The organism is Marinobacter sp. EN3 (assembly GCF_000475315.1).
GTDB classification, from domain to species: domain Bacteria; phylum Pseudomonadota; class Gammaproteobacteria; order Pseudomonadales; family Oleiphilaceae; genus Marinobacter; species Marinobacter nauticus.
On sequence record NZ_AXCC01000001.1, the window covers coordinates 516661 to 541313 of the forward strand.

Sequence of the window (24653 nt, forward strand, 5' to 3'; positions counted from 1 at the left end):
ACAATTGGAGAATTACAGGGTAACACGTAGTATCGGATATCATGCACGGAACGGACTCAACAAGGTAGCCTGCCAATCCATGACAGACCGCAGCCCAGACAAATCCCACATCGACGCCCCTGAAGTTGCCGCCTGGTGGGCCGAACGACGCCAGTATCTCGAGCGAATCCGCAAAGTTCCCGAGATTCGACAGCGATTCTGGCGGGAAGTTGCTATCTACCTGTTACGGCGTGTGCTGTGGTCTTACGGCTTCTTCCCCATCTTCATTGCCTTCTGGCTGCCCTTTGTCCTGGCCAGCTTCAACCCGGTAGTCATGGCCGGTGACCTGATCCCGATGCTGCAGGAGTTCGTCAACTCGAATCCGGAGGAACAGGCCACGACCATCAGCACCCTGACGATCGCCTGGCTGTCGATCGGCTCCTTTTTCCTGATATTCGATTTTGTTCTGACCCCGTTCCGGTCTCCCTATCAATATGAAGCCGATGTTTACATGAAGTCCTGGGAGCAACTTAACCATGATCGGCTTCCGGACAAAATGTGATACGACCGGCATTCTGATCAAGTTCAGACACTTTCTGTTACATAACGTTGCAGACAGTGGTTAAGATGAACCCATAACAAAGCATCCGGAACACTTGGATCAAGAGGTTTTGTCATGGTCGATTTCAGGCCGCTGCTGTTCATCAATGCACTTGCGCTCATGCTTCTGGTTACTGCCGGATTCGCATCGGTTCGCAAGGGTCTGGATACCACCGACACCACAGTTCCGGCTATGGCGCAAACCGTGGAGCATGCCACCGCGCCGGAAACCTCAGCCGCGAAAACACCCACAACCCGGATTGAAGCCGAAACACCCGCACCTGTGGCTGAAGAGCCGCTGTTTGCTGATACCCGCGAGACACCATTGGCAGACACTCCGGAGACGCCGCAGCCCGTCGACAACGCGCTTCCGGCCACCGGCGAACAGACCGAAACAGCAGCAAACAGCGAACCGTTCACCGTTGAACCAATGCCCGAAAACCCGGAAATGCTGGCCATGGCCGAACCAGTTTCGGCTATGCGTTCCCAACGCGACGTGCCGGAGACGAAACCCGCGCCCGAGCCTCCGAAAACCGGCACCCTGGTGTTACGCTCCAACGTGGTGGGCGATCAGGTTACGATCAACGGTAAATCCTATGGCGCCACCCGCCTGGACCTGGAGCTGGACCCCGGCCTCTATGACATCACCATCGAAAAGCCCGGATACCAGTCCTGGAGCAATTCAGTGGCACTGGAAGCCGGCGACGAACTCACGCTGGTCGGCAAACTGGAAGCCTTCACCACCGTAAACTACAGGAATGGTGAATGGCGCGGCGGCATCACCACTGGTGATGGCACCTGGGAAGATAGCTCCGGCCTGCGTTATGAAGGCCACTTCGTGGACGCCGAGTTTGATGGTTCCGGTACCGCCTGGTACTCCGATGGAAGCCGCTACGAGGGCGACTGGAAACGGGGCGAACGGCACGGTGAGGGGCGCTGGCGCTCCGCAGACGGCACGACTTATACCGGCCAGTTCCAGAACGATCAGTTCCACGGCAAGGGCACGCTTACCCTGGCCAACGGCGACATATTGACCGGAAACTGGGAGCAGGGCCGTATGAATGGCCATGGTTCCCTGACCACCGCCGATGGCATGCTGTACGTTGGCGGCTTTCGGAATGATGAATTCCACGGCCAGGGCGCCCTCACCTACCCGGACGGACGCTCCTACGAAGGCGAATTCTCCAACGGCGAATTTCATGGCAAGGGCTCGGAAGTCTTTGCTGACGGAAAGAAATACGATGGCCAGTACATGGAAGGCAAGTTCCACGGCAAAGGCCTGCTGCGCAACCCTAACGGCAGCTCCATCGAGGCCACTTTCCGCCATGGTGAACCCTATGGACAGGTTCGCCTGACAACCGCGGCCGGCGAAGTGTTTACCGCCCGCACCACGGAACCCGGTGTCTGTTATCGGGAAAAGAGTTATCGGGCAACCCAGTGCCCGCAACTGGAAGGCTGGTAATCACCCGGTCGCAGCACCCACGCGTTTGCAGTAACAGGTTGAGGTAGTGACATGGCAATCAAAAATGCTCTGCTGGTGGACGACTCCAAAGTTGCCAGGTTTGCGCTAAGCAAACTGCTCGAGAGTCGGGACATGGAAGTGAACATGGCGGGATCAGCAGAAGAAGCGCTGGATTTCCTGAAGAGCCACGACCGGCCAGACGTGATCTTTATGGATCACCTGATGCCCGGCATGAATGGCGTGGAAGCCACCAAGGCCATCAAGAACAACCCGGAAACGGCCGGCATTCCGATCATCATGTGTACCTCCAAGAAATCCTCTTCCTTTATGGAGGAAGCGCGCAACTTTGGTGTCTACAACATCCTTACCAAGCCGCCTCACAACGAAGGTCTCAACCTGATGCTGGAGCAGTTGGCCAGTGACGTCGAGCAGGGGAACGTGCCAGAAGCACCTGTTGAAATGAACGGCCATGACCTGCGCGAGTCAGATGACGAACCCATGGACTTTCCGGAGGATGCCTCTGTGCAACTGTCGCCAAAAGCAGAAAGCGGCCTGAACGGCCAAAGCGCCCCGAATGTGGTGCCTCTGACCAGCGACCTGATTGAGCAGATTGCCCGCTCGGCGGTCAAGACTCATATCAACAACCGGCTGCATGAACTGCTCAGCTCCCTTTTCGATGAACAGTTCGATCACCTCAAGCGTGCGCTGGACGAAACCCGCAGCAGGCAGGAAGCCACTATCGAGGAGCGCCTGGAGTCACTCAGCAAGATGCTGGATGAACGCACCCGCAACCTGCGCGACGAAGTGGCTGCCGAAGTTAACCTGAACCTGGGTCGCGAGCTTACTTCCCTGAAAAAAGAACTCTCCAAAAACGCCGGATTCACCTCCGAGCATATGGCAGAGCTGAAGGACCACATCACCAGCGTACAGACCATCGACACCGAGTTCTGGCAAACCCTGCAGTCGGAAGCCATTCAGCAGGCCCACGAGATTTCCCGGGAGACCGCCGAGGACATTGCCCAGCGCACCATCGATCTGTACGTGTCTCAGCAGCGCTCGGCCAACTCGCGCATCTATACCGTTGGCTTGGCCATCAGTCTGGGTATTTTCAGCGTAGGAATCGCCTGGTTATCCGGCCTGTTCGGCTAATTGCCCACGGACCTGCTGCCAGTCCTGAGGGGTGTCAACGTCCTGTTGCACCCCGGCTATTTCAACCGGACGGGTTCCGGCCCGGTTCAGAACCACCCCCGCCCCCGCATCGCCCTTAAGCAATAACAGATCTCCCCAGAGCGATTTCGGAATCCAGGCTGGCACGCCTACCCGCTTGCCATAACTGGCTGCCCAGGGCACCTCTGGCTTCCGCCGGGCGTTTGCGGACAGCCGTCTGAGCCCTTCGGTATCCAGTAAGGGCTGGTCTGCCAACAGCACAAACACACCCAAAGCAGCGGGAGAAAGCGCCTGCAGGCCGGCAATCAACGACGTCCACAAGCCCTCCCGCCAACGCTCGTTAACCACCCAGTGCGCCGGTTGCCGATTGCAGCGAAAGCGCACCAGAGGGTAGCCTGCGCCCGCAACCACCCACGTCTGCGCCGATAGCTGCCGCGCCTGACTAATGGCGTGCCCCAGCAATGAATCGCCACCTGGCAGTTTCAAGGCCTGCTTGTAACACCCCATTCGTCTCGCCTGGCCGGCTGCCAGCACCAATGCCGGAAACTGCGGATCCTTGATGCTATGATTCGCGTTTATGATGCGCCCCCTGAAACTGCTGAATGCAGCGATTTTTGCTAGAATTCCGCCATCATGCAACCTGACCACGCCGGACCCTCCATGAACCATCTCTTTGTCGACAACCTCACTGTGATTGATTTCGCCTATCTGGATCCCGCTCGAGGCCTGGTTGGCGAAAGCTGGATTGCCGATGTGGTGCTGGGAGGAGAACTGGACGAACAGGGTATGGTCTTTGACTTCAGCAACGTCAAGCGCACCATCAAAAGGGTGATTGACGAACGCGTTGACCACCGGTTGGTGATTCCCCGCGGATACGAAGGCCTGCAATGGAGCGAGGACGCGCCCAACACTTTCCGCTGGGCACTCTCTGGCGGCGGTCACATCGAGCACAGCTCGCCGGACGAAGCCGTTGTCTGGCTGTCCTCGGACCGGGTCGTCCCGTCTGCTGTGGCCGCCCTGCTGGAAAAAGAGCTTAAAGCCGTTCTGCCCGGCAATGTCACCTCCGTCGACATCAACCTGCGCGAAGAAGTCATCGAAGGCGCTTACTACCACTATGTTCACGGCCTGAAAAAGCACTTGGGCAACTGCCAGCGCATTGCCCATGGGCATCGCTCCCCGATACGCATTGACCGCAACGGACACCGGGCCTATGACCTGGAAGAACGCTGGGCGAAGCTCTGGCAGGATATCTATGTGGGCACAGAAGAAGACGTGGCTCGCCGGTTCGTGGGCGAGGATGGCATTGGCTATATCACCTTCGAGTATGAAGCCAACCAGGGAGAGTTTGCCCTGACACTGCCTGAGCACCGGGTATACATGCTGGAAACGGACACAACCGTAGAGCTGATTGCCGCCCACATTGCGGACAAACTGAAAGCGGAGTTCTCCGGAGAGGAAATTCGGGTAAAAGCCTACGAGGGAGTGGGCAAAGGCGCTATTGCCATACGAGCCTGAACCGGCCATCCGGGATTGGCGCCCTAAACGGCGCGAATCCCGCAGCTCATTCGTTCAGACACAAAAAAACCGCCCGAAGGCGGTTTTTTTGATGGCTATCCGGTGGACTAAACCGTCAAGCCTAATTGGCGTCCCCTAGGGGGTTCGAACCCCTGTTGCCGCCGTGAAAGGGCGGAGTCCTAGGCCACTAGACGAAGGGGACTAGAAATTGGTGGAGCCAAGCGGGATCGAACCGCTGACCTCAACACTGCCAGTGTTGCGCTCTCCCAGCTGAGCTATGGCCCCTCAACGGATGCGTATATTAAGGATCCGCCCTTGGGGCGTCAACACCCGATTCCGCTTTTTTTAAAGTTTTTTGAACATCCCTGTTCTCATCGTTCAATTAACCAACAAACCGCTCATCAAACACCCAGAGCGGCGTATTCCTTCTCTACTTTTTTGGTTTCTTTCTTGGAAAAACCACCCATAACCTCAAGGGCATGACGCAAACGGGAGCGAGTCATGTCCGGGCCCAGCAACGCCATGGAGTCCATCACTGACCAGGAATTGGGCGTTCCGGCAATGGCCACAAAGATCGAGAACATGAAATCGCCCATCTTCAGGTCCATGGCTTTCGCCAACGCCTTGATGTCGGCAAAGATGGTGTCCTTGCTCCAGTGGCGCTGAGCTTCCAGCTTCCAAAGGGCGAACTGCAGCACCCGTTTGACCTGGCTCTCATCCAGCTTGTTATGGGCAAAGTCCTCCGGCTTCAGATTCAGCATGCCGCTGAACATGAACTGGGCCATTGGCGCCACATCGGAAAACACTTCTGCCCTACCCTTGATATGGGGCACCAGGGCTTTCAAGTCGTCCTGGTTAAACCACCACTGTTGCATCCGCGCCATGAACTGCTCGTCGCTCAGCTCCTCACGAATCCACTGGCCGTTGAGCCAACGCAGTTTTTCCACGTCAAACACGGGGCCACCCAGGGACACGCGCTGGATATCAAAGTTCTCGATCATCTCATCCAGAGTGAATTTCTCACGCTCGTCCGGCATGGACCAGCCCATACGGCCCAGGTAGTTGGTCACAGCCTCTGGCAAGAAGCCCATACGCTCGTAAAAGTTGATACTGGTCGGGTTCTTGCGCTTAGACAGCTTGCTCTTGTCAGGGTTACGCAGCAGCGGCAGGTGACACAACTCTGGCATATCCCAGCCAAAGTACTGATACAGCAGCTTGTGCTTGGGCGCAGAATTGATCCATTCCTCACCTCTCAGCACGTGGGTAATGCCCATCAAATGGTCATCAACAACATTGGCCAGGTGATAGGTCGGCATCCCATCAGACTTCAAGAGGATCTGGCAGTCCACCTGAGCCCAATCGATCTCAATGGTACCCCGGAGCATATCCTGAATTTCACACACGCCTTCGTCGGGCACTTTCATGCGGATAACATACGGATCACCCGCATCCAGACGGCGCTTTACCTCTTCTTCCGGCAACTCCAGATCGCCCTTGATGCCGGGATTCAGGCCCTGAGCCTTGCGCTCTTCGCGGATAGCATCCAGCTCTTCCGGTGTACGGAAGCAATAGAACGCATGACCAGCGGTGACCAGGTCCTCGGCATACTGACCGTACATGTGCTTGCGCTCAGACTGGCGATACGGGCCGTGGGGGCCGCCAACGTCGGGACCCTCGTCCCAATTCAGACCCAGCCACCGCAACGCTGTCAGAATATCCTGCTCGGATTCAGCGGTACTGCGGGCCTGATCGGTGTCTTCGATGCGCAAAATGAACTGGCCGCCGTGCTGACGGGCAAAGCAAAGGTTAAACAGGGCCACGTAGGCGGTACCAACGTGTGGATCGCCGGTGGGCGACGGGGCAATTCGGGTGCGTACTGTCATGAAACCATCCTGAAAATAAGTGGCCGATTTATAAAGGGCGCATTATAGCGGCCATCCTGAGGTTTCGCATGGGCGGCTTTTGCATCCCCGACACAAACTGTTATATTATAACGTTTCACGTACACGCAGGATTCGATACACCATGCCACAGAATGTCACCCGCCTGGCCCTTGCACTCTCAGCCCTGGCTATAGCAACACCCGCCGCCGCAACCAATGTGGTTGCGTCCATTAAACCTGTCGAACTTCTGGTCAAAGCTGTCGCGGGTGACAGCGTGGAGGTATCAACGCTGGTACCACCCGGCTCCAGCCCCCATAACTACAGCATGAAGCCCTCTCAGCGGCGTGCCCTGGAACAGGCGGATGTCATCTTCTGGGTCGGCCCGGATATGGAAACCTTCCTCAACCGTCTGCTCGGTGGCAAGGAATTCGCTGGCCGGTCGGTGGCTTTCCTGGAAAGCGAAGGCGCTGAATCTGAGCACGACGAGCATCATGATGAGCACAACCATGAGCCTGAACATGAAGAGCACGATGATCACGGGCATCATGACGAACCCGATGTCCATCACCACGATCACGGCGACGGCGAAGACCCACATATATGGGTAGACCCGATGCTGGCACTGGACATGGCGAAAGACATCCGGAATGTACTGAGCGAACTTGAGGGCGTAAACCCCGAGGAACTGAATGCCAACCTGGAGCGTTTTCAAACCGAACTGCTCAACAAAGAGCAGAGTATTCGAGCGAGCTTTGCCGGCCTGGATGACATCAGCCTGTTCGCCTATCACGATGCCTTTACCCGCTACGCCGAGCACTATGGGCTGACGCTGGAAGGCGTTCTGACCCTGAACCCGGAACTTTCCCCTGGCGCCCGACACATCGCCGATGTTCAGGCCAAGCTCGAAGCTGCCAATCACCCGTGCCTGCTGACCGAGCCCCAATTCAACCGCCAGTGGTGGCGTTCCATTACCGAAGGACTGAACGTCACCTTCAGCACCTGGGACCCGCTGGCAACCGACATTGAATCGACACCGGCAGGCTACATCGAGTTTCAGCAATCTGTGGCCGATGCGGTTCTCAAGTGCTTACCAGAGCAGGCTCAGTAGCACCGGAATAGAGACCATCGCCAACAGGGTTTGCCCGCTGATGATCCCTGCCATCAGCGGCGCATCCCCGCCAAGCTGGCGCGCCAGAATGTAGGCCGACGTGGCAGTAGGCAAGGCCGCCAACAGCACCGCCACTTGCACCAGCAGCCCCTCCAGCCCGAGCATCCAGGCCAGGCCCGCGGTCATCAGTGGAAACGCCACCAGTTTAAGAGCCGAGGAGACAATAAACGGAACCGAACCGCCACGCAGGGCACTGAGCTGCAAACCAGCCCCCACGCACATCAGCCCCATCGGCAGCGCCAGATTACTCAACGGCTCCAGTATGCCCGCCAGCAAGGGATGAAACCCTACCTGAAAATAGCTCCAGAGCACGCCAATGACCGAACCGACGATCAACGGGTTGGTGACAATCGCCCGAATCACCGCCGCCAGATTGATTTGCTCTCGCCCTGCTACCAGAGCGAACATCAGAATACACAGCAGGTTCAACAACGGCACCATAATGGCCACGGCGATAGCCGTGAGCGAGAGCCCATCATCCCCCAGGAGCATGCCACCCGCGGCCAGACCCACGTAGGAATTGAAACGAATCGCACCCTGGTATAGCGAAGAAAACACCGGACCAGACCAGCCCCAGAGCCACTGCGCAGCCACCAGCACCAGCGTCATCGCCAGCAGCATGGCGATAATCAGCATCGCCGTATCACCGTAGGCGGAAGGAGGCAGCCGGGCCTGCCCAAGCTTGAACACCAGCATGGCAGGAAACAGTACGTAATAGGTGAAGCGCTCCGCACGGGGCCAGAAATCACCTCCGGGAAAGTCCACGCGGCGCAAGCCATGGCCCAACATGATCAGCACGAAGACAGGAATCAAAGCCTGAACCACCATTGGCATCACCACCTCCCGACTACCAGACACCAGCCCGTTCACAGGTGCAAGACACTAGCACAGATCTTCGGCAAGTTCGCAGTTGCCATTTTGCTCACCCGGGGGTAGATTCAGAGCTTCTTCAACTCTAAAGGCGAAGTGCAATTCCCGTGAACATTCTGCGTTCAGGCAATTACACGATATCTCTGGCACTGCGGTCCTCCTTCGGGAACACCGGCAGGGCTGCCATCCGCCTCTGATTTCGCTGAATCCACTCTCTTCCCCGTCCGGATTCAGCGCCTAACCAACAATCGATTGTTTACCTGGAGATTGCTATGGCTGAATTGCCACCTATCACTGTTGCAGAAGAAGATTATAACCGTCTCAGCACCTTGCTTGAGCGGGTCGCCGGCCAGTCTGATGTGGCCGATGGGCTGGAAGACGAACTCAGCCGTGCCGACATGAAGCCACTGGCCGACATGCCAGAGGGCGTGGTGACCATGAACTCACGAGTGCGCTTCCTGAACGAAGACACCGGCGAGGAGCACGAAGTGGCGTTGGTGTACCCCCATGAAGTAGGCGACGCCGATCACAAAGTCTCGATACTGGCACCGGCCGGTGCCGCCATGCTGGGGCTGAGCATTGGCAGCAGCATCGAATGGCCCATGAAAGGCCGCAAGCCCATCCACCTGAAAGTGATCGGTGTTACCCGAAACCCATAAGCACTTTCCTTTACAAATATCAGGACTTGATATTTCTCCAAAGGCAGAACGGCCTCCGGTGGTAGCATTTCATCAATGCTAACCGACAGATCAGGAGGCCGTATGGCAGAGCAGCACCACGAAGACTGGGACCCCAGATCAGCCGAGGTTCAGACGGACCAGATCCGCGCCTACGATGCCATGCGCAAGGAATGCCCGGTAGCCTGGAGTGATTACCAGCAGTGGACGTTGTTTCGCCATGCCGATGTCATGCGGGCACTGGAGGATCATCACACCTTCAGTAACGCCGTCTCCGCGCACCTGTCCGTACCGAATGGCATGGACCCGCCCGAACACACCCCTTACCGCAAGGCCATCGAACCCTATTTTGCGCCGGAGCCCATGGCACGCTTTGAACCGGTATGCCGGGATGTGGCCCGGGCGCTGGTACAGACCCTGGACAAAAACAAGCCGCTGGATGTGGTCAATGCTCTAAGCCGCCCCTTTGCGCTACAGATTCAGTGCGCGTTTATGGGCTGGCCGGATAGCCTGCATCAACCGCTAGCCGAGTGGGTGATGAAAAATCACCGGGCAACCCTCGCCCGCGACCGTGCCGCCATGGCCGACGTTGCTGAAGAGTTTGACGGGTACATCCGCGACCTGCTGGATTCCCGGCGCCAGCCCAATAAGCCTGCGCCAGATGATGTCACCACCCGGTTAATGCGTGAGCAAATCAATGGCCAACCCATGACCGACGAAGAGCTGGTCAGCCTCCTGCGCAACTGGACAGTCGGCGAACTCGCGACCATTTCTGCGAGCATCTCGATACTGACCAACTATCTGGCCCACCACCACGAGTTGCTGAACAACCTTAAGGCCGCGCCAGAGCAGCTCCCCGAAGCCATTGACGAAATCCTGCGAATGGACGCCCCACTCATTTCCAACCGCCGAGTAACCACCCGAGAGGTCGAGATAGGCGGCAGAACCATTCCCGCCGGCGAGAAAATCACCCTTCTCTGGGCATCTGCCAACCGGGACGAAGATACTTTCGGCAACCCGGACCAGTTCTGCCCGCAACAGAACGCCTCGCAGAACCTGCTCTACGGAGCGGGCATACATGTATGCCCAGGCGCACCGCTGGCGCGAATGGAACTGAGAGTTTTCATGGAAGAGTTGTTGAAGCAGATCGACACCATCGAACCAGTGGCAGGCGAACGGCCTGAGCGGGCGATGTTCCCTACGGGCGGATTCAACGCTCTGCCGCTGGTATTCCGGTAAATGCCACACTGAAAAACAGAAAAGCCGCAGCGGAGCAACTCCGGTGCGGCTTTAAAGTACTCTGGGATCAGTCTTCGATAAACACCAGGCTTTCATCGGAGCCCGCGGCTTCCAGGCGCCCGAGAGGCTGCAGATCCAGCCCATGCTCACGGGCGATGGCCTCAAAGGCTTCCCGACTCGCTTCTTCAACACTTACCATCAGACCACCGCTGGTTTGCGGATCACAGAACAACAGTTTGTCGGCGTCGGTCATGCCGGAAATCGCCTTGCCGAAGGCCGCCGCATTGCGGTGGGTACCACCCGGGATGCAATCAGCATCTATATAGGGTTTCAGGTTGGGCAATACCGGCACGGCTTTGCGGCTGACCTTTGCGACCAGCCCACTGCCCCGGCAGATTTCCAACAGATGCCCGGCAAGACCAAAACCAGTGACATCAGTCATGGCATTGACACCGTCCACCTCGGCAAACGCTTCCCCAACCTTATTAAGGGTCGCCATGCTCTCCACCGCCACGGCCAGATCTTCCGGGGTAACCTTACCTTTCTTGGAAGCACTGGTGAGAATGCCGACGCCCAGTGGCTTGGTGAGATACAACAGATCGCCCGCCTTGGCGGTGTCATTGCGGATAATACGGTCAACAGCCACCTGGCCGGTTACTGCCAGCCCGAAAATCGGCTCCGGTGAGTCGATGCTGTGGCCACCAGCCAGAGCAATACCCGCCTCGGCACACACTGCGCGACCACCATCGATCACCTTGGCGGCAATTTCCGGTTCCAGCTCATTGACCGGCCAGCCCAGAATCGCGATGGCCATCACCGGCTTTCCGCCCATGGCATAGACATCGCTGATGGCGTTGGTGGCAGCAATGCGGCCGAAATCAAACGGGTCGTCCACCACCGGCATAAAGAAATCGGTGGTACTGATAATGCCAAGGCCGTTACCCACATCGGCAACCGCAGCATCGTCTCGGCTGCTGTTGCCCACCAGCAGTCGCGGATCGTGAAATTCCGGGGCATCCGTGTGAAGGATGCGGTCCAGAACGTCCGGAGCAATCTTGCAGCCACATCCGGCGCCATGGCTGAACTGAGTCAATTTGATGGACAAAGCGTCTTCCTTCTTTCGGTTGAGCAACTCGGTTACGTCAGAATACGCAACAGTCTACAATGCAGCTCATTCTCCGGCCACCAAATACCCGAGAGCCCAACTTCTGAACACTTATCCTCGATAAAGGATAAATAGACTTTATCCGCCCGAGGGTATAATGTTTACAAAATCCTTTGCAGGGGATAGGCGTGAAAATCACTTCACCAGAAATGTTGGCGCAAGCCCTGAAGAATATCCGGAAAGAGCGTCAACTCAGCCAAAGCACGGTTGCGGATAGTGTTGGCGTGAAGCAGGCGACCATATCTGGATTCGAGAACAGGCCGGAAGCATCCCGGGTAGAGACCCTTTTCAAACTGCTTACAGCCCTTGACCTGGAACTGCATTTGAGTGACCGCAACTCAAAACAAACTGAGTCCGGTTGGGATCAGGAGTGGTGAAATGTCACAACTACTGGTAGCGCTAAACGGGATAGAAGTTGGCATCCTGGAAAAGGCTCGCTCAGGAGCAATGACCTTTCAATATCTCCGGGAGTGGGTAAACCGACCTGGTGCCCGTGCCATTTCACTATCTTTACCGCTCACCCTTTCGCCTTACAAAGGCGAAAGGGTGTATAACTTCTTCGATAACCTGCTACCAGATTCCGATACCCTTCGAACGCGTATGCAGGCCCGATTTCGTGTCGCCAGCAACCATCCATTCGATCTACTCGCCAGCGTTGGCAGAGACTGCATAGGCGCCATCCAGCTCTATCCCAATGGGACGACGCTTCCATCCACTGAACAAACCGTAGCGATACCACTCAGCAACCAAGAGATCGAACACCTTCTGGAGGGCTACCAAGATGCCCCTCTGGGCATGAGCAAGGATCACGATTTCCGCATTTCTCTGGCCGGTGCGCAGGAAAAAACCGCATTATTGTGGCACCAAAACCAGTGGCAACTTCCACAGGGAGTAACCCCCACCAGCCACATATTCAAACTACCGATTGGTTTTCTGGAGCACAGCAACATAGATCTGCGCGACAGCAGCGAAAACGAGTGGCTCTGTCTCCAGATTCTGAAGGCCTTTGGACTGCCCACCGCCAATGCGGACATTGCGCACTTTGGTCGCAAAAGTATCCTGATTGTTGAACGTTTTGACCGGAAATGGTCCAGCGATGGCTCGTGGCTTATGCGCTTGCCGCAGGAAGATTTGTGCCAGGCATTGGGAGTCGCGCCCGCCCTTAAATACGAAAGCGATGGCGGCCCCGGCATTCAGCAATGCATGAAGCTGCTGGAAGGCTCCCAGAATGCCCGTCACGACCGGGAAACCTTCTTCAAAACCCAGCTGGTGTTCTGGCTACTTGCCGCCATCGACGGACATGCAAAGAACTTCAGCCTGTTCATTGAACCTGAATCGGCCTACCGAATGACGCCACTCTACGATGTCATATCAGCCTTTCCACTCATGGCAAAAGGAAGCTTGCCGCCCGCAAGGATCAAAATGGCCATGTCGCTAAAAGGCCGCAGTCGCCACTACCACTGGAGCAGAATGCTTACCCGACATTTCCTGTCAACGGCAAAGGCCGCCGGCTTTTCACCAAAGCGGGCTACAGCCATAATGCAGGAAACGGCAGCCAACACTGATAGCGTCATCGAATCCGTCAGCGCATTACTACCCACAGAGTTTCCCGACAAAGTCGCCGGTCCAATTTTCGCAGGTCTCAGGGAACAAGCTCAGAAACTGTTGTCGGGCCAAAAGACATTTTGAGTCACAAAATGTCTGCGGCTCCATCCAATACAATTTAGCGACGAACAGGAACCACCATGACCACCCCAGACAACCAAGGCCCCGCTACCCGCATCATCCACAATCGCCGCCACAAGGATGCCTTCGGCAGCCCCTACTCGCCGGTATACAACACCACCACCTACCGGTTTGAGAATACGGCAGCCCTACTGGATGTGATTGAAGGGCGAAGCGACGGCAACCTGTACACCCGCTGGGGCACCAACCCGAGCATTCAGGAACTGGAGCAGGGACTGGCCGGGCTGGAAAACGCAGAAGCGGCCCTGGGGTTTGCCTCCGGTATGGCGGCAATTTCGGCCACTCTTCTGGCCCATGGCCGTAACGGAATTGTGTGCGTGGGCGATCTGTATGGCGGCACCCAGGAACTGCTGAAGAATCACTGCCAGGCGCTGGGGATTCCAGTGACTTTCCTGTTCCGTGAAGAGCAGGACCAGCTGGCGAAAACGCTCACCGAACCGGGCAAGCTTGTCTATTTTGAAACCCCGGCCAACCCGAACATGGCGATCCTGGACATTCGCACCATCGCTGAAACGGCCCACCAGCAAGGTACACTGGTGGCGGTGGACAATACCTTCGCCAGCCCCATTAACCAGAAACCGCTGGAACTGGGCGCAGATCTCGTCTTGCACAGCGCCACCAAATACCTGGGCGGCCACAGCGACCTGACCGCCGGTGCCCTGATGACCTCTGCAAGCCTGGCAAAACCCGTGGTTGCCTGGCGCAAGAACCTGGGCCAGCTGATTGCCCCGGAAACCGCTGCCCTGCTTTCCCGCAGCCTGCGCACGCTGCCATTACGAGTCCGCCAACACAACGAAAACGCCATGGCCGTAGCTCAAGCCATGGAAAAACACCCGAAAATCACCAAAGTACACTACCCGGGCCTGCCTTCATTCGAAGGCCACGAACTGGCTAAACGGCAGATGACCGGCTTCGGCGGCATGCTCAGTATTGAAGTGGGAGGTGGCCAGCAGGCAGCCGAAAAAGTGGCGGATTCCCTGAAAGTCTTTCTGCTCGCCACCAGCCTGGGCGGCGTAGAAAGCCTGGTGAGCCAACCGAGCGCCACCAGCCATCATGGCCTGACCCGGGAAGAGCGCCTCAAACGGGGCATTGGCGATGGCATGCTGCGCCTGTCTGTTGGCCTGGAAGATGCGGAAGACCTGATCGCCGATCTCAACCAGGCACTTGGCTGAGATTGGGGTAGCGTCAGCACCGAGACATTTCGTGGCCTGAAATGTTCAGGAGATTGCCCCGGTACTTCAGCGGCTCACCAGAAAGTCGGCAAACTTGCGGGTAAGCGTGCCAGGCAAAAGCTTGTTCGTGAACCAAAGCCCCCTGGCCCGCCAACCCGGGATAATCATAAACCGGCGGCGATCGATACCTTTACGTATTTGCGCCACAGCAACTTCCAGAGGCAAGGTGCCGGCCATCAGCTTCAGCGCTTCGGTTTGCCTGGGGCGGTTCAGGCGCTCAGCCTCCACCATTGGCGTTTCCACTTCCGGAGGGCACACCACAGACACATCAATGCCCCGGCTAGCCAGTTCGATCCGCAACACCTCGGCAAGCCCCACCACGCCATACTTGGAGGCACAGTAGGCGGCGTACCCGTAACAGCCCACCAATCCGGCCATGGAAGCAACCATCACCAGGTGCGCCCCCGCTTTCATATGGGGCAGCACGCCAGCCACCACATTGCGTGAGCCCACCAGGTTGATGTTGATCACCCGGGCATAGGCATCGTCGTCTATGGCTTCGAAATCGGCCGCAATGGCAATACCCGCGCAATGAATAACCAGGTCTGGCGGTAAAGACTCCGCCGCGGATGCAAAGGCCTCTCTCACTCCGCCCGGTTTGGTCACGTCCATGGCAAACGCCCGAACGGATTCCGGCCCGGCTATGGCCGCCAACGCCTGCACAGCGGATTCCGTGGGCTGAATATCGAACAGGGTAACCGCCGCTCCTGAACGCAGGTAAGTCTTTGCCAGTTCAAGGCCAATACCACTGGCACCGCCGGTGATGTATACCTGCTTCTCAGAATGCTTGTGTGCCTTACCACCCTTCATACCGCATGCTCCGCAAATCGTTGTTATCCCGCCAGCCTACCCCCGGCCACCAGAATCCTCCATGCCTTCAATGCTGGCCAATGCCCCGAGTTTGGCTATTGACGCAACGAGGGCCGGTGTGATGCCGCCATCGTCCTATTTCCCGGGCCACGCGTTTATGAAACACTCTACCCCTTTCACGGACTCTCACAGAACAAAGGACGCAACATGGCCGTAAAATCCGTTGCCCTGGTGGCGCACGACAACAAGAAAAAGGAACTTGTGGACTGGGCGAACGAAAACCGCACCCGGCTTGCCCCGCTGCGCTTGTACGCCACCGGTACCACCGGCCGGCTACTGAGTAAAAGCCTCGGGCGCAAAGACCTCAACTGCCTGCTGAGCGGGCCTTTGGGCGGCGACCAACAGATTGGCGCCAAGATTGCCGAGGGCGAAATCGACCTGCTGGTGTTTTTCTGGGACCCTCTCGAACCTCAGCCCCACGACCCGGACATCAAGGCCCTGCTGCGCATAGCCGCCCTCTGGAACATCCCCGTCGCCTGCAACCGGGCCACCGCAGAGTTCGTGCTGACCTCCGCCTATATGACCGACGACCAGCACCAGCCACAGAAGCCGGACTTCTCGGAATACACTGGTCGTAAAGTTCAGTAACTGAAAAAAACAGCCAGACGTCCAGATCGGAACTAACATGTAGGAACACCCTTGAAAGGAGCCGAGGGGAAAGACTATGGAAGCAATACGTCGATTACTGATCGCAGTGCTTGCCTCTCTGGCATTCGTTGCACCCCATACAACGGCCAACGGGTTGCCGGCAGAAGTCAGACTGGCAGCCATTGAGGGGGTGCCCAGTGCGAAAGCCGCAAGGCAAATCCTGGAAATCGCCTACCAACGCTTGGGTGTCGGTGTCTCCGTGATGGAGGTGCCCACCAAACGCGCTCTTCTGCTGGCCGACAATGGCGGCCTGGATGGCGACCTCTACCGGGTTGATGCCGTCGCATCGAATTACCCCAACCTCGTCAGGGTTGAGTTCCCTCTTCTACAGGGCAAACTTCTGGCCGTTGTCCGGGAGACAGAAAACCACGACCTGCCACACTCGCCCAAGAATCAACCTCTTCGGGTATCTGTACTGCGGGGGGCCATCATCGCCGAGGACAAAGCCAGAGAGCTCGGCATGGAGCCTATCCTTGCAGACGATTACGATCAGGTCCGCTCCCTTCTGGAGCTAGGGAGAGTTGACGTGGCTTTCGTCTCGGATGTTGAGGGCATATCGCCGCTGACAAACGAACATTGGCATCGGCTAAAGCCGATCCGAAAGCCCGTGACGACTTTTACGTTCTACCACTACCTTAACCAGCGACATGCTGTGCTCGCTGATCAACTCGCCAAGGTGCTCGAACAACTGGAACGCGAAGGAATCAAAGCCGAAGTACTGGAGTCCTTCCGTCGAGATCAACACAGCAAAAGCTGACTCAGCATCGGAAAACCGCCTTTAAGGATCCCACATTATGCCCCGATCATGGCCGCATCCACTGTTGGACATACTGCACGTAGAAAAACCCGTCATCCAGGCTCCGATGGCCGGCGTTCAGGATTATCGCCTGGCAGCGGCAGTTACCAATGCCGGCGGCCTCGGCTCTCTGCCCTGCGCCATGCTCGGCCCCGATGCACTGAAAAAAGAACTTCAGGCACTGAATGAAGCCACCCAGGGTGGCCCCTATAACCTCAATTTTTTCGCCCATACACCGCCCACCCCGAATGACCCGCAGGAGGCCGGATGGAGGCAGGCACTGGCGCCCTATTACAAAGAATTCGAGATAGATCCAGCCTCCATCAGCAACGGCCCCGGCCGCATGCCTTTCAACGAAGAATCGGCAGCTATTGTGGAAGCCTTCCGCCCGGCAGTGGTGAGCTTCCATTTCGGGCTACCAGAACCGGCTTTGCTGGATAGAGTCCGGCAAGCCGGGGCAAAGATATTCTCTACCGCCACGACTGTGGAGGAAGCCATCTGGCTGGAACAACACGGCGCAGACGCAATTATCGCCCAAGGGTTGGAAGCGGGCGGTCATCGAGGAATTTTTCTTACAAAAGACATGAGCACCCAGATGGGCACCTTCGCCCTGTTGCCTCAGATTGTGGGCGCCGTGAACATTCCCATTATCGCGGCCGGTGGCATTGCAACTGCAGAGGGAGTACAGGCCGCGTTGAAGCTTGGCGCAGCGGCAGCGCAGATTGGCACGGCGTTTATGCTGTGTCCCGAGGCAACCACCCGCCCCCTGCACCGGCAGGCACTCAAAAGCCCGCAGGCCAGGCATACCGCCCTGACAAACCTGTTTTCCGGAGGCCCTGCACGGGGCATTGTTAACCGGATAATGCGAGAACTCGGGCCAATATCAGAGCTCGCACCGGCATTTCCACTGGCAACCAACGCCATCGCGCCGCTCAGGGCAGCGGCTGAAGCGGCGGGCTCCGGCGATTTTTCACCGTTGTGGAGTGGGCAGAATGTGAGTGGGTGCAGGGAGGTTTCGGCGGGGGAGTTGGTGAAACAGCTTATGCTTTAACTGGAAGGTTTTTCTGCAGCCAGGTAAACGGCGGTCTCCCACCACACATCGGAACGGTTTAACTGATCGGCCCGAGGTGAATCCGCCAAAGGCACCGACATAACCGCGCGACGAAGAGCAAAGCTGTCCAGCTCGGCCTTGGTGACTTCATAAAACTGCCGTTCACCATCCCCCGGCCCATGGCGCAGGGTGATCACCAGCATGCCGGACGGCGCCAGCAGCTCAGTCAGAATCCAGAACGCCCGCTCCCGGTGTGTGGGGGGCAGGTGCATCCAAACGGCAGACACTAGCACCAGATCAAACCGGTAACTGAGTTTGCGGATCTCGCTCAGATCCGGCAGGGCATCATCCACCCACTGGATACTGCGGTGAGCCGTTGCCGACTCGCTCAGCCGGCGCAACTCTGCAGCGGGTTCCACCGCCACCACGTCCCAGCCAAGCTCCGCCAATGCCAGCGCATCGCGGCCACTGCCGGCGCCCACATCCAGCGCGAGGCCGGTTACATTATCCAAATGAGGGAGCCAGTGGCTATGGACCTGTTCGAAGGTCAGGGACTGGTATTGGGTGAAGAATTTTTGGGCGTTTATGTTGTATGTAACAACGGTCATTAACGCGACCTCCGCGGTCGACTCAATGAGAAAGCAGCTTGGCTTGGAATAACTGAGAGCGTTTTATTTCGCGAATTGTCATATGAATATTACTCGGTCAAGATAGCTCCACCTACTTGAGCTTGCAGTCTTAGAGGATTCTTTATGCCAAGGGCAGATCGTTGGAGCAACGAAGAAATAGCACTTACAGTGGCAGATTACATGAAGATGTTGACCCTCGAGCTTGCAGGTCAGCGGTATAACAAAAGTGCCCACCGCCGAAAGCTACTAGAGAACCTCAATAATCGCAGCAATGCTGCTGTTGAGCTGAAGCACCAGAACATTAGCGCAGTACTCCGGGATTTGAATTGCTTTTGGATACCTGGCTACAAACCCAGAAGTAACTATCAAGAAGCGCTCGCGATTTACGTTGAGGACTGGATTGCTTCACATCCAGAATTCGATCGTATCTCCCAAGCAGCTGTCGAACAGCCAGCAACCGTTCCGAGCTCAGTAGAGTTTTCTAGACTTGTCGTTGAGGCACCGTCGACAGCTGCAGAAATCAGGGAGCCATCATCCGCGTACCATCCACAGCGCGCAGCCTCCCGAAGAGACTATGTTGCGCAGGAGGCCAGAAACTCAGCTCTAGGAAACGCGGGCGAGTTACTGGTACTTGAATACGAAGAGTATCGCCTCAGATCTGCGGGCGAAATCACTTTAGCAAATCGTATAGAACACGTTTCTCAATCTAAGGGAGACGGACTGGGTTACGATATCCTATCGTTCGAAACATCTGGGAAAGAACGATTCATTGAGGTCAAAACTACGGCATTTGCGAAAGAAACTCCGTTTTATGCATCTCGCAATGAAGTTTCGTTTTCGTCCGACTTCCAAAGCCAGTTTCAGCTATACCGCCTTTTCGAATTTCGGAGATCTCCCAAGCTATTCTCATTGAAGGGTTCAATCAGCGATCATTGCCATATGGATGCCGCCAATTTCCTCTGCAGGTTGCGATAGCCTATAGCAAATCGGACAACCAAGCCGCCCCCCTCACCCCACTGGAATCTCCATGGGCGGCTTTCACAATCGACGTATGACACTCACCCCCAAACACATAGCTCGAAAGCCTTCCCGGCAGTTCCCGATAGATCTGTTCCGCATTACTCATGCCGCCACCCAGCACAATGATGTCCGGATCCAGCACGTTGAAAACGGCGGCCAGGCCCCGGGCCAGGTGCTTCAGGTATTGCTGCAGGGTTTCGGTGGCTTGCGAGTCGCCATTTCGGGCGTTTTCAACAATGTTGTGGGCGGGCAGTTGCTGTCCGGTGTGCAGTTTGTGGGTGAGTGACAGCCCGGTTCCGGAAAGAAAGGTTTCGTTGCAGCCGTACCGGCCACAAAAGCAGGGGCGCTTTTGAAGTTCGGCTTCCGGTGTCCAGGGTAACGGGTTATGGCCCCATTCGCCGGCTACGCCGTTGGGGCCGGTCAGCAGCTTGCCGTTCACGCTGATGCCGGCGCCACAGCCCGTGCCCAGTATGGCGGCGAATACCGTGTGGTGGTTGCGCCCTACTCCGTCTGTGGCTTCGGAAAGCGCCAGGCAGTTAGCATCGTTGGTCAGGGTTACGGGCCGTTGCAGGAGTTCACGCAGGTGTTGCTGCATGGGCTGGCCGTTCAGCCAGGTGGAGTTGGCGTTTTTAATGCGGCCGGTTTTGCCCGAAACGCTGCCGGGTATGCCTATGCCCACGGGTATTCCGGTGGTACCGGCGTGGGCTTCAGCCTTTTGTACCAAGGCGTGGATGGTTTGCAGGGTGGCTTGATAGTTGCCGACGCTGGTCGGTACGCGTTGGCGAAAATGCTCCTGGCTATGCCGGTCCATCAGGATGACTTCGGTTTTGGTGCCTCCCAGATCAATGCCTATCAGCCAGTTGCTTCCCATGCCGCACTCTTTGTTCAACGGTTTCCCAGAAAATACGGTGTTATTCGCAGAAAGGGAACCCGGTATTTTTATGCGTTTTCTTTCTGATAAAAGCACAGGTTATTCATCAAGCTCTTAACCATTATCGAAAATCCCTGTTTGCCTTGATATTCGTCAGTGCCTATCATCCCGCCCCCTTGAACGCACCAAATAAGGGCATGAACAGGCAGTATGGGACGCAGGAACGAGCAAATCCGCTGGCAACTGACCAAAGGCCTGGTTCAGGCACTGCACCTGGAGCGCATGGCGAGCAAGTACAGCCGTACCACGGTGATGGCGGTGTTCAACCTGGTTAATGGCGGGTTCAGCATTGCTTTGGTGTCGTTTGTGGCGCTGGTTACCCAGGAGGCCTTCATTTTCCCCTCCCTGGGCGCCACGGCTTTTATTCTGTTCTATGTGCCCATGGCGCAACCGGCGTCTCCCAGAAATACACTCTGCGGGCACCTGATCGGCGCGCTGATGGGCTTGCTGGCTCTGTATATCTTCGGGCTTCAGGGGCAGGCATCGGCATTTATGACCGGTGTTGATCTGCCCAGGGTGGGTGCGGCGGCATTATCGCTGGGGCTTACCAGCTGTCTGATGGTAGTTTTTCGGGTTGCTCACCCTCCGGCCGGTGCCACGGCACTGATCGTTTCCCTGGGTCTGATGCCCAATCCGGCGCAGTTGCCAGTGCTCATGGCGGGGGTGGCGTTGCTGTTGGCCCATGCCTTTGTGATGAACCGGCTGGCAGGTATTCCCTATCCGCTCTGGTCGGCCAGCACGGGTTCCGCTCCCATTCGGCAGCAGGCCCCAGCGGCCGATTGAGACTTACTTCTTCACCCATTTGCCGTTGATCAACACAAACTGGCCTGCGGGCGTTTTTTCCATGGCTTTCTGACCGGCCACTGTCTCAACCTGTGTCACCGGAATGTCGTGTTTTTCAGCAATGCGGGTGTATTCATCCCGGCGGGCCTGGTTAATGGCTTTCACCACAGCCTGGGCATCGCCTTCTGCACGCACTACGTCCAGGTAGCCGGTTGGCGTTTCCCCCACCAGGCCCTGCTGTTTAGCCGTGTCCAGTTTCTGTTTCGCTTCTTCCAGCCCCATGGCCAGCGCCGGTATTGCTACGGCGAGCGCCAACACAAAGGCGCCCAGTTGTATCAATCGTTTCATATTCAACCCCTTGGTCAGCCGTTGGCATTGCCCGGTGTCGCTCAGAACAGCCCCTGTTCGCTGAACAGTTCGTCTACTTCTTTGTCCACCTTCACGTAGATCTCGTGCTGAATCTTTACGTTCAGGTTGACGGTAATCGGTTCTTTTGGTGCCGCCATCTGCACAGTGGGTGTGCACGCAAATAGCGCCAGCGGCAACATTAAAACCAGGAATGTTCTGGCCGCCAGTGGCCGGCACCAACGCCATAGGTTTGTCATGGCACTGCCTCCTGCCCGGATTGTTGTAGCCGTTCCCGAACCCTTTCGGTCACGGCTTCGTTCACTCTGCCACTCAGCTGAAGGCTGGTTAACAGGGCGGGGATATCCTCTTCAAGATTGATGTTGAGCACAACCGGCTGCCCGCCACGAAGATCCGGATTTTCACCTTCCAGCCTCAGGCCGAGTGCCAGCTTGCCCTCTTCATCGTAGTCTATCGTGCTCTCCAGCACCGAATAGTGAAAGTTTTGCAAAGCTTGCACCACCAGCTCCATGGCATCGCTGCTGCCCAGCATGGCCTGCAGGCGTTCTGCCGGCATGATAAGTTTGCCACCAGGCGATACCGCCCTTAGTGCGCCCTGGTCTACTCGCACACCAGCGTCGGTCACCGCGACCGGAATCCTGCCCGTTAATGAGCCAGTGCCGGAGAAGCCCTCTGCCGGATACACCTGCAGCAGTCGTTCCAGAGAAAGATCATAGACATCAACGGGAACATGCCAGGGCCGATTCGAGAGATCCACAGTGCGCGGCGCTACGCGAAGCCGGCCACCCAGAAACTCGGCCGTTGCCTGCTGAACGGCAAGCTGCCCCCTGAGCGGCGCAGCCAGGTTGGCTTCGTAATCCGCCAGGAGCTGAATCGGCCCAATGCCGATTCCGGAGTCGATTTCGCCTATCCGGATGTCTCGCAGGGCGGCGATTAATCTGTCCGCTTCCAGGTCAAACATCAGGCGTCCGTTCAGGTTGGTGACCGCCGTGCGGTCTATTACCCCGGAAACGTCAGTAAGGTCTAGCCAGGCATCCGCCGTCAGCGGTTCATTGGACTCCACCCCGAGATTTGCCTGAAGTGTCAGTTCACCGCTGTCCAGGGAGAGCAATTCCGGCCAGTTCATGAGCGTGGCCGCAAGCGCCTCTCCCGCATTCTGCGCAGCCATGGTCGTGCGGATGTCGGCAGTGAAGTTGCTCGCCGACCGGTTACGCAAGACGAGATTGGCTGTCAGGCCGGAGCTGGCATTCAGCGTCCCTTCAAGTTTCAGATCTGCCAGCGTTCCGCTCGTCTCGCCCTGAAACCACCAGCGTTGGGGCTTCAGGCTCGGGTGGCGGATCTCCGCTACGTCGATGCGCACATTTCCGGAGATGCGCGTGCGTTCCGGCATAGCACCGGGGGCGCCAAGATCAACGGCTACCTCGGTATCCGCGAGATCCAGCTGAACATCTATTAACTCTGCGGGGGTGCTTCCGGATTGCCGGGCAATGCGGGCTATTGTCAGCCGGGACCCCGGGCGGAAGGTAACGCCGACCTGCTTGTTACTTGCTTCAACAGAATTGACGATATCTGCGTGAATGCCCGTCGCTTTCCAGCCGGCGATTTCATAGTCAGGCAGCGCCAGGTCCATCCGACCTTGCTGGAGCGAGAACGTCCATGGCGTGGCATTTGCCTGAGAGAGTGTCAGGGCGCCAGCCACCACAGCAACCAAACAGAACCAGAGGGCCCGAAAGAAGCTGGCTGGGGATCTTGGCGGTGGCAGTATCATCCAGTCGTTCCGATAAATTGGATTACTCCATGCAGGTATAGAGAGCCGGATTTAGGATACTACGGAGGCAGGGCTGATCATATTTCGTGTTAGACTCCACTCCGAATTTTTCTGTATCCGGAATACGATGACTTCTGAACAAGCCACCTCAAAGGCCCTGTCCCGTCGCTTCTGCGTCGCTCCCATGATGGATTGGGGCCACAAATCTTATTTAACTATATAGAACAATAAGATAAGCATTCTTTAAAGATCTTTGGAGCACTATAGGAGCACCCTCAGGGCGAAATTCACCCGCCCCCTACCCTTTCAGCTACGTCCACCCTCAAGCCACACATGGCAGATCTCTCACACAGCAATAAGCCTTTTCTACTACTCGCAGTGGGTCGAGTTGGTAAGCTTTCGCACCGGGTGAGTGAACACCCAACGCCGGCAAGGATGCCTGGCAAACGCGACACCTGCCCAGTGGTGTGACTTCAGTGAGAGCGCTGTTCCTGAGAATTTTAGGGGCCAACTGGCCCCTTTTTTTATTCACTATTCGGTAATAAGCTAAAGGTGTGCTTACCGGAGGTGACAATGATAAAAAGGACTATTCTCACATTTGCGATCGCAATGCCCTTGATGGCTCAGGCTGCCGTTTATCAGTGCAAGGTTAATGGTCAAACGGTGTTCTCAGATCGCCCGTGTGGCAGCGATGCAAAAGAAATCGAAGTGAAAGCCCCTGCCCGCAGTGGAACCGGACCCATGGTAAACAAAGGAGCCCAGGATTTTCTGGAAGGCAGGGAGACAAAGTCAAAGATAGAGCGCATTGATCGTCGAATATCCGACTTGCAAAATCAGAAGGAAGATGCCAAGCGGGCGATGGATCAGGCGCTACTCAGATACCAGCGGCAAAAATCCTACGCTAACGACAACCTGGCCGGAGCAACTTGGGAAGGCGCACTGGCGCAAGAGGCCAACGTATTGCGAGAGCGCTTCCAGTCGGAGATTGATGGAATCGACCGCGAGATTGATCGCCTCCGCGAGGACAGAAGGCGCATTCAGGATCTGGCGAGAGAAAAGGGCGAATCAGGGGCAGAAAGCTAAAACGC

26 protein-coding genes and 2 tRNA genes are annotated in these 24653 nt (G+C 56.9%); 16 read left to right on the plus strand and 12 right to left on the minus strand.

Annotated features, from left to right (window positions below; genetic code table 11):
* Positions 1 to 79: 79 nt before the first annotated feature.
* From Q675_RS21885 to Q675_RS21895, 3 genes are all read left to right on the plus strand, one after another.
* Complete coding sequence (locus Q675_RS21885; RefSeq protein ID WP_023010480.1) at positions 80 to 541, plus strand: hypothetical protein; 462 nt, start codon at positions 80 to 82, stop codon at positions 539 to 541.
* Between the two features lie 114 nt (positions 542 to 655).
* Complete coding sequence (locus Q675_RS21890; protein WP_023010481.1) at positions 656 to 2041, plus strand: MORN repeat-containing protein; 1386 nt, start codon at positions 656 to 658, stop codon at positions 2039 to 2041.
* Between the two features lie 51 nt (positions 2042 to 2092).
* Positions 2093 to 3190: a response regulator gene (locus Q675_RS21895; RefSeq protein ID WP_023010482.1), complete on the plus strand. Its 1098-nt coding sequence runs from the start codon at positions 2093 to 2095 to the stop codon at positions 3188 to 3190.
* Here the strand turns inward: Q675_RS21895 and Q675_RS0118965 are convergent.
* Positions 3170 to 3877: an NTP transferase domain-containing protein gene (locus Q675_RS0118965; RefSeq protein WP_081698826.1), complete on the minus strand. Its 708-nt coding sequence runs from the start codon at positions 3875 to 3877 to the stop codon at positions 3170 to 3172. The two genes, Q675_RS21895 and Q675_RS0118965, sit on opposite strands and share 21 nt — an antisense overlap.
* Between Q675_RS0118965 and Q675_RS21900 the strand changes: the two genes are divergently transcribed.
* Positions 3869 to 4723 carry a 6-carboxytetrahydropterin synthase gene (locus Q675_RS21900; RefSeq protein ID WP_023010484.1) on the plus strand — a complete coding sequence of 285 codons (855 nt, stop codon included), beginning with the start codon at positions 3869 to 3871 and terminating at the stop codon, positions 4721 to 4723. The two genes, Q675_RS0118965 and Q675_RS21900, sit on opposite strands and share 9 nt — an antisense overlap.
* Before the next feature lie 126 nt (positions 4724 to 4849).
* On the opposite strand, the gene Q675_RS21905 is transcribed toward Q675_RS21900, so the two are convergent.
* The 3 genes from Q675_RS21905 to gltX all read right to left on the minus strand — a co-directional run bounded on the left by Q675_RS21905 (position 4850) and on the right by gltX (position 6606).
* Positions 4850 to 4925, minus strand: a tRNA-Glu gene (locus Q675_RS21905).
* A gap of 7 nt (positions 4926 to 4932) precedes the next feature.
* A tRNA-Ala gene (locus Q675_RS21910) sits at positions 4933 to 5008 on the minus strand.
* 116 nt (positions 5009 to 5124) lie between these two features.
* Positions 5125 to 6606, minus strand: a complete 1482-nt coding sequence (gene gltX, locus Q675_RS21915) for a glutamate--tRNA ligase (protein ID WP_023010485.1) — start codon at positions 6604 to 6606, stop codon at positions 5125 to 5127.
* Positions 6607 to 6748: 142 nt separating this feature from the next.
* Between gltX and Q675_RS21920 the strand changes: the two genes are divergently transcribed.
* Entirely contained in the window at positions 6749 to 7714 is a 966-nt protein-coding gene (locus Q675_RS21920) for a zinc ABC transporter substrate-binding protein (protein WP_023010486.1), read from the plus strand.
* Here Q675_RS21920 and Q675_RS21925 read toward each other — a convergent pair.
* Positions 7694 to 8608, minus strand: coding sequence for an AEC family transporter (locus tag Q675_RS21925; protein WP_023010487.1), 915 nt, complete (start codon positions 8606 to 8608; stop codon positions 7694 to 7696). The genes Q675_RS21920 and Q675_RS21925 overlap by 21 nt on opposite strands.
* A gap of 308 nt (positions 8609 to 8916) precedes the next feature.
* Here Q675_RS21925 and rnk point away from each other — a divergent pair, with 308 nt between their 5' ends.
* A complete protein-coding gene (rnk, locus tag Q675_RS21930) occupies positions 8917 to 9303 on the plus strand; it encodes a nucleoside diphosphate kinase regulator (protein ID WP_014421109.1) in 387 nt (128 codons plus the stop codon).
* Positions 9304 to 9405: 102 nt separating this feature from the next.
* The gene (locus Q675_RS21935; protein ID WP_023010488.1) at positions 9406 to 10560 is read left to right on the plus strand and encodes a cytochrome P450; all 1155 of its coding nucleotides are present in this window, start codon (positions 9406 to 9408) and stop codon (positions 10558 to 10560) included.
* Between the two features lie 67 nt (positions 10561 to 10627).
* On the opposite strand, the gene selD is transcribed toward Q675_RS21935, so the two are convergent.
* Positions 10628 to 11665 carry a selenide, water dikinase SelD gene (gene selD / locus Q675_RS21940; RefSeq protein ID WP_023010489.1) on the minus strand — a complete coding sequence of 346 codons (1038 nt, stop codon included), beginning with the start codon at positions 11663 to 11665 and terminating at the stop codon, positions 10628 to 10630.
* 188 nt (positions 11666 to 11853) lie between these two features.
* On the opposite strand from selD, the gene Q675_RS21945 reads away from it, so the two are divergent.
* From Q675_RS21945 to Q675_RS21955, 3 genes are read left to right on the plus strand one after another with little or no spacing between them, the layout of a single operon-like run.
* Complete coding sequence (locus Q675_RS21945) at positions 11854 to 12102, plus strand: helix-turn-helix domain-containing protein (protein WP_031210983.1); 249 nt, start codon at positions 11854 to 11856, stop codon at positions 12100 to 12102.
* A 1-nt stretch (position 12103) separates the two neighbouring features.
* Complete coding sequence (locus Q675_RS21950; RefSeq protein ID WP_023010491.1) at positions 12104 to 13414, plus strand: type II toxin-antitoxin system HipA family toxin; 1311 nt, start codon at positions 12104 to 12106, stop codon at positions 13412 to 13414.
* Between the two features lie 56 nt (positions 13415 to 13470).
* Positions 13471 to 14643 (plus strand): trans-sulfuration enzyme family protein, encoded by a 1173-nt coding sequence (locus tag Q675_RS21955; protein WP_023010492.1) that lies wholly within the window; start codon positions 13471 to 13473, stop codon positions 14641 to 14643.
* Positions 14644 to 14709: 66 nt separating this feature from the next.
* On the opposite strand, the gene Q675_RS21960 is transcribed toward Q675_RS21955, so the two are convergent.
* The gene (locus tag Q675_RS21960; protein ID WP_023010493.1) at positions 14710 to 15513 is read right to left on the minus strand and encodes an SDR family oxidoreductase; all 804 of its coding nucleotides are present in this window, start codon (positions 15511 to 15513) and stop codon (positions 14710 to 14712) included.
* A gap of 207 nt (positions 15514 to 15720) precedes the next feature.
* On the opposite strand from Q675_RS21960, the gene Q675_RS21965 reads away from it, so the two are divergent.
* From Q675_RS21965 to Q675_RS21975, 3 genes are all read left to right on the plus strand, one after another.
* Positions 15721 to 16161 carry a methylglyoxal synthase gene (locus tag Q675_RS21965; RefSeq protein ID WP_023010494.1) on the plus strand — a complete coding sequence of 147 codons (441 nt, stop codon included), beginning with the start codon at positions 15721 to 15723 and terminating at the stop codon, positions 16159 to 16161.
* A gap of 76 nt (positions 16162 to 16237) precedes the next feature.
* Positions 16238 to 16978, plus strand: a complete 741-nt coding sequence (locus Q675_RS21970) for a hypothetical protein (protein WP_023010495.1) — start codon at positions 16238 to 16240, stop codon at positions 16976 to 16978.
* Positions 16979 to 17015: 37 nt separating this feature from the next.
* Positions 17016 to 18068, plus strand: coding sequence for an NAD(P)H-dependent flavin oxidoreductase (locus Q675_RS21975; RefSeq protein ID WP_023010496.1), 1053 nt, complete (start codon positions 17016 to 17018; stop codon positions 18066 to 18068).
* Here the strand turns inward: Q675_RS21975 and Q675_RS21980 are convergent.
* The gene (locus Q675_RS21980; protein ID WP_023010497.1) at positions 18065 to 18676 is read right to left on the minus strand and encodes a class I SAM-dependent methyltransferase; all 612 of its coding nucleotides are present in this window, start codon (positions 18674 to 18676) and stop codon (positions 18065 to 18067) included. The genes Q675_RS21975 and Q675_RS21980 overlap by 4 nt on opposite strands.
* A gap of 144 nt (positions 18677 to 18820) precedes the next feature.
* On the opposite strand from Q675_RS21980, the gene Q675_RS21985 reads away from it, so the two are divergent.
* On the plus strand, positions 18821 to 19672 hold the full coding sequence (locus Q675_RS21985; RefSeq protein WP_023010498.1) for a DUF3883 domain-containing protein: 852 nt from the start codon (positions 18821 to 18823) through the stop codon (positions 19670 to 19672).
* Between the two features lies 1 nt (position 19673).
* Here Q675_RS21985 and Q675_RS21990 read toward each other — a convergent pair whose 3' ends face one another.
* Positions 19674 to 20588 (minus strand): ROK family protein, encoded by a 915-nt coding sequence (locus Q675_RS21990; RefSeq protein WP_023010499.1) that lies wholly within the window; start codon positions 20586 to 20588, stop codon positions 19674 to 19676.
* A gap of 210 nt (positions 20589 to 20798) precedes the next feature.
* Here Q675_RS21990 and Q675_RS21995 point away from each other — a divergent pair, with 210 nt between their 5' ends.
* On the plus strand, positions 20799 to 21431 hold the full coding sequence (locus tag Q675_RS21995) for an HPP family protein (protein WP_023010500.1): 633 nt from the start codon (positions 20799 to 20801) through the stop codon (positions 21429 to 21431).
* 3 nt (positions 21432 to 21434) lie between these two features.
* Here Q675_RS21995 and Q675_RS22000 read toward each other — a convergent pair whose 3' ends face one another.
* Genes Q675_RS22000 through Q675_RS22010 form a run of 3 tightly spaced genes read right to left on the minus strand, consistent with a single transcriptional unit; the run spans position 21435 to position 23565 of the window.
* Positions 21435 to 21779 (minus strand): YdbL family protein, encoded by a 345-nt coding sequence (locus tag Q675_RS22000; protein WP_023010501.1) that lies wholly within the window; start codon positions 21777 to 21779, stop codon positions 21435 to 21437.
* Between the two features lie 41 nt (positions 21780 to 21820).
* A complete protein-coding gene (locus tag Q675_RS22005) occupies positions 21821 to 22036 on the minus strand; it encodes a YnbE family lipoprotein (RefSeq protein WP_011785390.1) in 216 nt (71 codons plus the stop codon).
* The gene (locus Q675_RS22010; protein WP_031210984.1) at positions 22033 to 23565 is read right to left on the minus strand and encodes a YdbH domain-containing protein; all 1533 of its coding nucleotides are present in this window, start codon (positions 23563 to 23565) and stop codon (positions 22033 to 22035) included. The genes Q675_RS22005 and Q675_RS22010 overlap by 4 nt, the downstream gene beginning before the upstream one ends.
* Positions 23566 to 24138: 573 nt before the next feature.
* Between Q675_RS22010 and Q675_RS22015 the strand changes: the two genes are divergently transcribed.
* Positions 24139 to 24648: a DUF4124 domain-containing protein gene (locus Q675_RS22015; protein WP_023010503.1), complete on the plus strand. Its 510-nt coding sequence runs from the start codon at positions 24139 to 24141 to the stop codon at positions 24646 to 24648.
* Positions 24649 to 24653: the final 5 nt, after the last annotated feature.

Bases quoted from the DNA above. Each gene is read 5' to 3' on its own strand.
- Q675_RS21885 (WP_023010480.1), top strand. From the start codon at position 80: ATGACAGACCGCAGCCCAGACAAATCCCACATCGACGCCCCTGAAGTT.
- Q675_RS21890 (WP_023010481.1), top strand. From the start codon at position 656: ATGGTCGATTTCAGGCCGCTGCTGTTCATCAATGCACTTGCGCTCATG.
- Q675_RS21895 (WP_023010482.1), top strand. From the start codon at position 2,093: ATGGCAATCAAAAATGCTCTGCTGGTGGACGACTCCAAAGTTGCCAGG.
- Q675_RS21900 (WP_023010484.1), top strand. From the start codon at position 3,869: ATGAACCATCTCTTTGTCGACAACCTCACTGTGATTGATTTCGCCTAT.
- Q675_RS0118965 (WP_081698826.1), bottom strand. From the start codon at position 3,877: ATGGTTCATGGAGGGTCCGGCGTGGTCAGGTTGCATGATGGCGGAATT.
- gltX (WP_023010485.1), bottom strand. From the start codon at position 6,606: ATGACAGTACGCACCCGAATTGCCCCGTCGCCCACCGGCGATCCACAC.
- Q675_RS21920 (WP_023010486.1), top strand. From the start codon at position 6,749: ATGCCACAGAATGTCACCCGCCTGGCCCTTGCACTCTCAGCCCTGGCT.
- Q675_RS21925 (WP_023010487.1), bottom strand. From the start codon at position 8,608: ATGCCAATGGTGGTTCAGGCTTTGATTCCTGTCTTCGTGCTGATCATG.
- rnk (WP_014421109.1), top strand. From the start codon at position 8,917: ATGGCTGAATTGCCACCTATCACTGTTGCAGAAGAAGATTATAACCGT.
- Q675_RS21935 (WP_023010488.1), top strand. From the start codon at position 9,406: ATGGCAGAGCAGCACCACGAAGACTGGGACCCCAGATCAGCCGAGGTT.
- Q675_RS21950 (WP_023010491.1), top strand. From the start codon at position 12,104: ATGTCACAACTACTGGTAGCGCTAAACGGGATAGAAGTTGGCATCCTG.
- Q675_RS21955 (WP_023010492.1), top strand. From the start codon at position 13,471: ATGACCACCCCAGACAACCAAGGCCCCGCTACCCGCATCATCCACAAT.
- Q675_RS21960 (WP_023010493.1), bottom strand. From the start codon at position 15,513: ATGAAGGGTGGTAAGGCACACAAGCATTCTGAGAAGCAGGTATACATC.
- Q675_RS21965 (WP_023010494.1), top strand. From the start codon at position 15,721: ATGGCCGTAAAATCCGTTGCCCTGGTGGCGCACGACAACAAGAAAAAG.
- Q675_RS21970 (WP_023010495.1), top strand. From the start codon at position 16,238: ATGGAAGCAATACGTCGATTACTGATCGCAGTGCTTGCCTCTCTGGCA.
- Q675_RS21975 (WP_023010496.1), top strand. From the start codon at position 17,016: ATGCCCCGATCATGGCCGCATCCACTGTTGGACATACTGCACGTAGAA.
- Q675_RS21980 (WP_023010497.1), bottom strand. From the start codon at position 18,676: ATGACCGTTGTTACATACAACATAAACGCCCAAAAATTCTTCACCCAA.
- Q675_RS21985 (WP_023010498.1), top strand. From the start codon at position 18,821: ATGCCAAGGGCAGATCGTTGGAGCAACGAAGAAATAGCACTTACAGTG.
- Q675_RS21990 (WP_023010499.1), bottom strand. From the start codon at position 20,588: ATGGGAAGCAACTGGCTGATAGGCATTGATCTGGGAGGCACCAAAACC.
- Q675_RS21995 (WP_023010500.1), top strand. From the start codon at position 20,799: ATGGGACGCAGGAACGAGCAAATCCGCTGGCAACTGACCAAAGGCCTG.
- Q675_RS22000 (WP_023010501.1), bottom strand. From the start codon at position 21,779: ATGAAACGATTGATACAACTGGGCGCCTTTGTGTTGGCGCTCGCCGTA.
- Q675_RS22005 (WP_011785390.1), bottom strand. From the start codon at position 22,036: ATGACAAACCTATGGCGTTGGTGCCGGCCACTGGCGGCCAGAACATTC.
- Q675_RS22010 (WP_031210984.1), bottom strand. From the start codon at position 23,565: ATGATACTGCCACCGCCAAGATCCCCAGCCAGCTTCTTTCGGGCCCTC.
- Q675_RS22015 (WP_023010503.1), top strand. From the start codon at position 24,139: ATGATAAAAAGGACTATTCTCACATTTGCGATCGCAATGCCCTTGATG.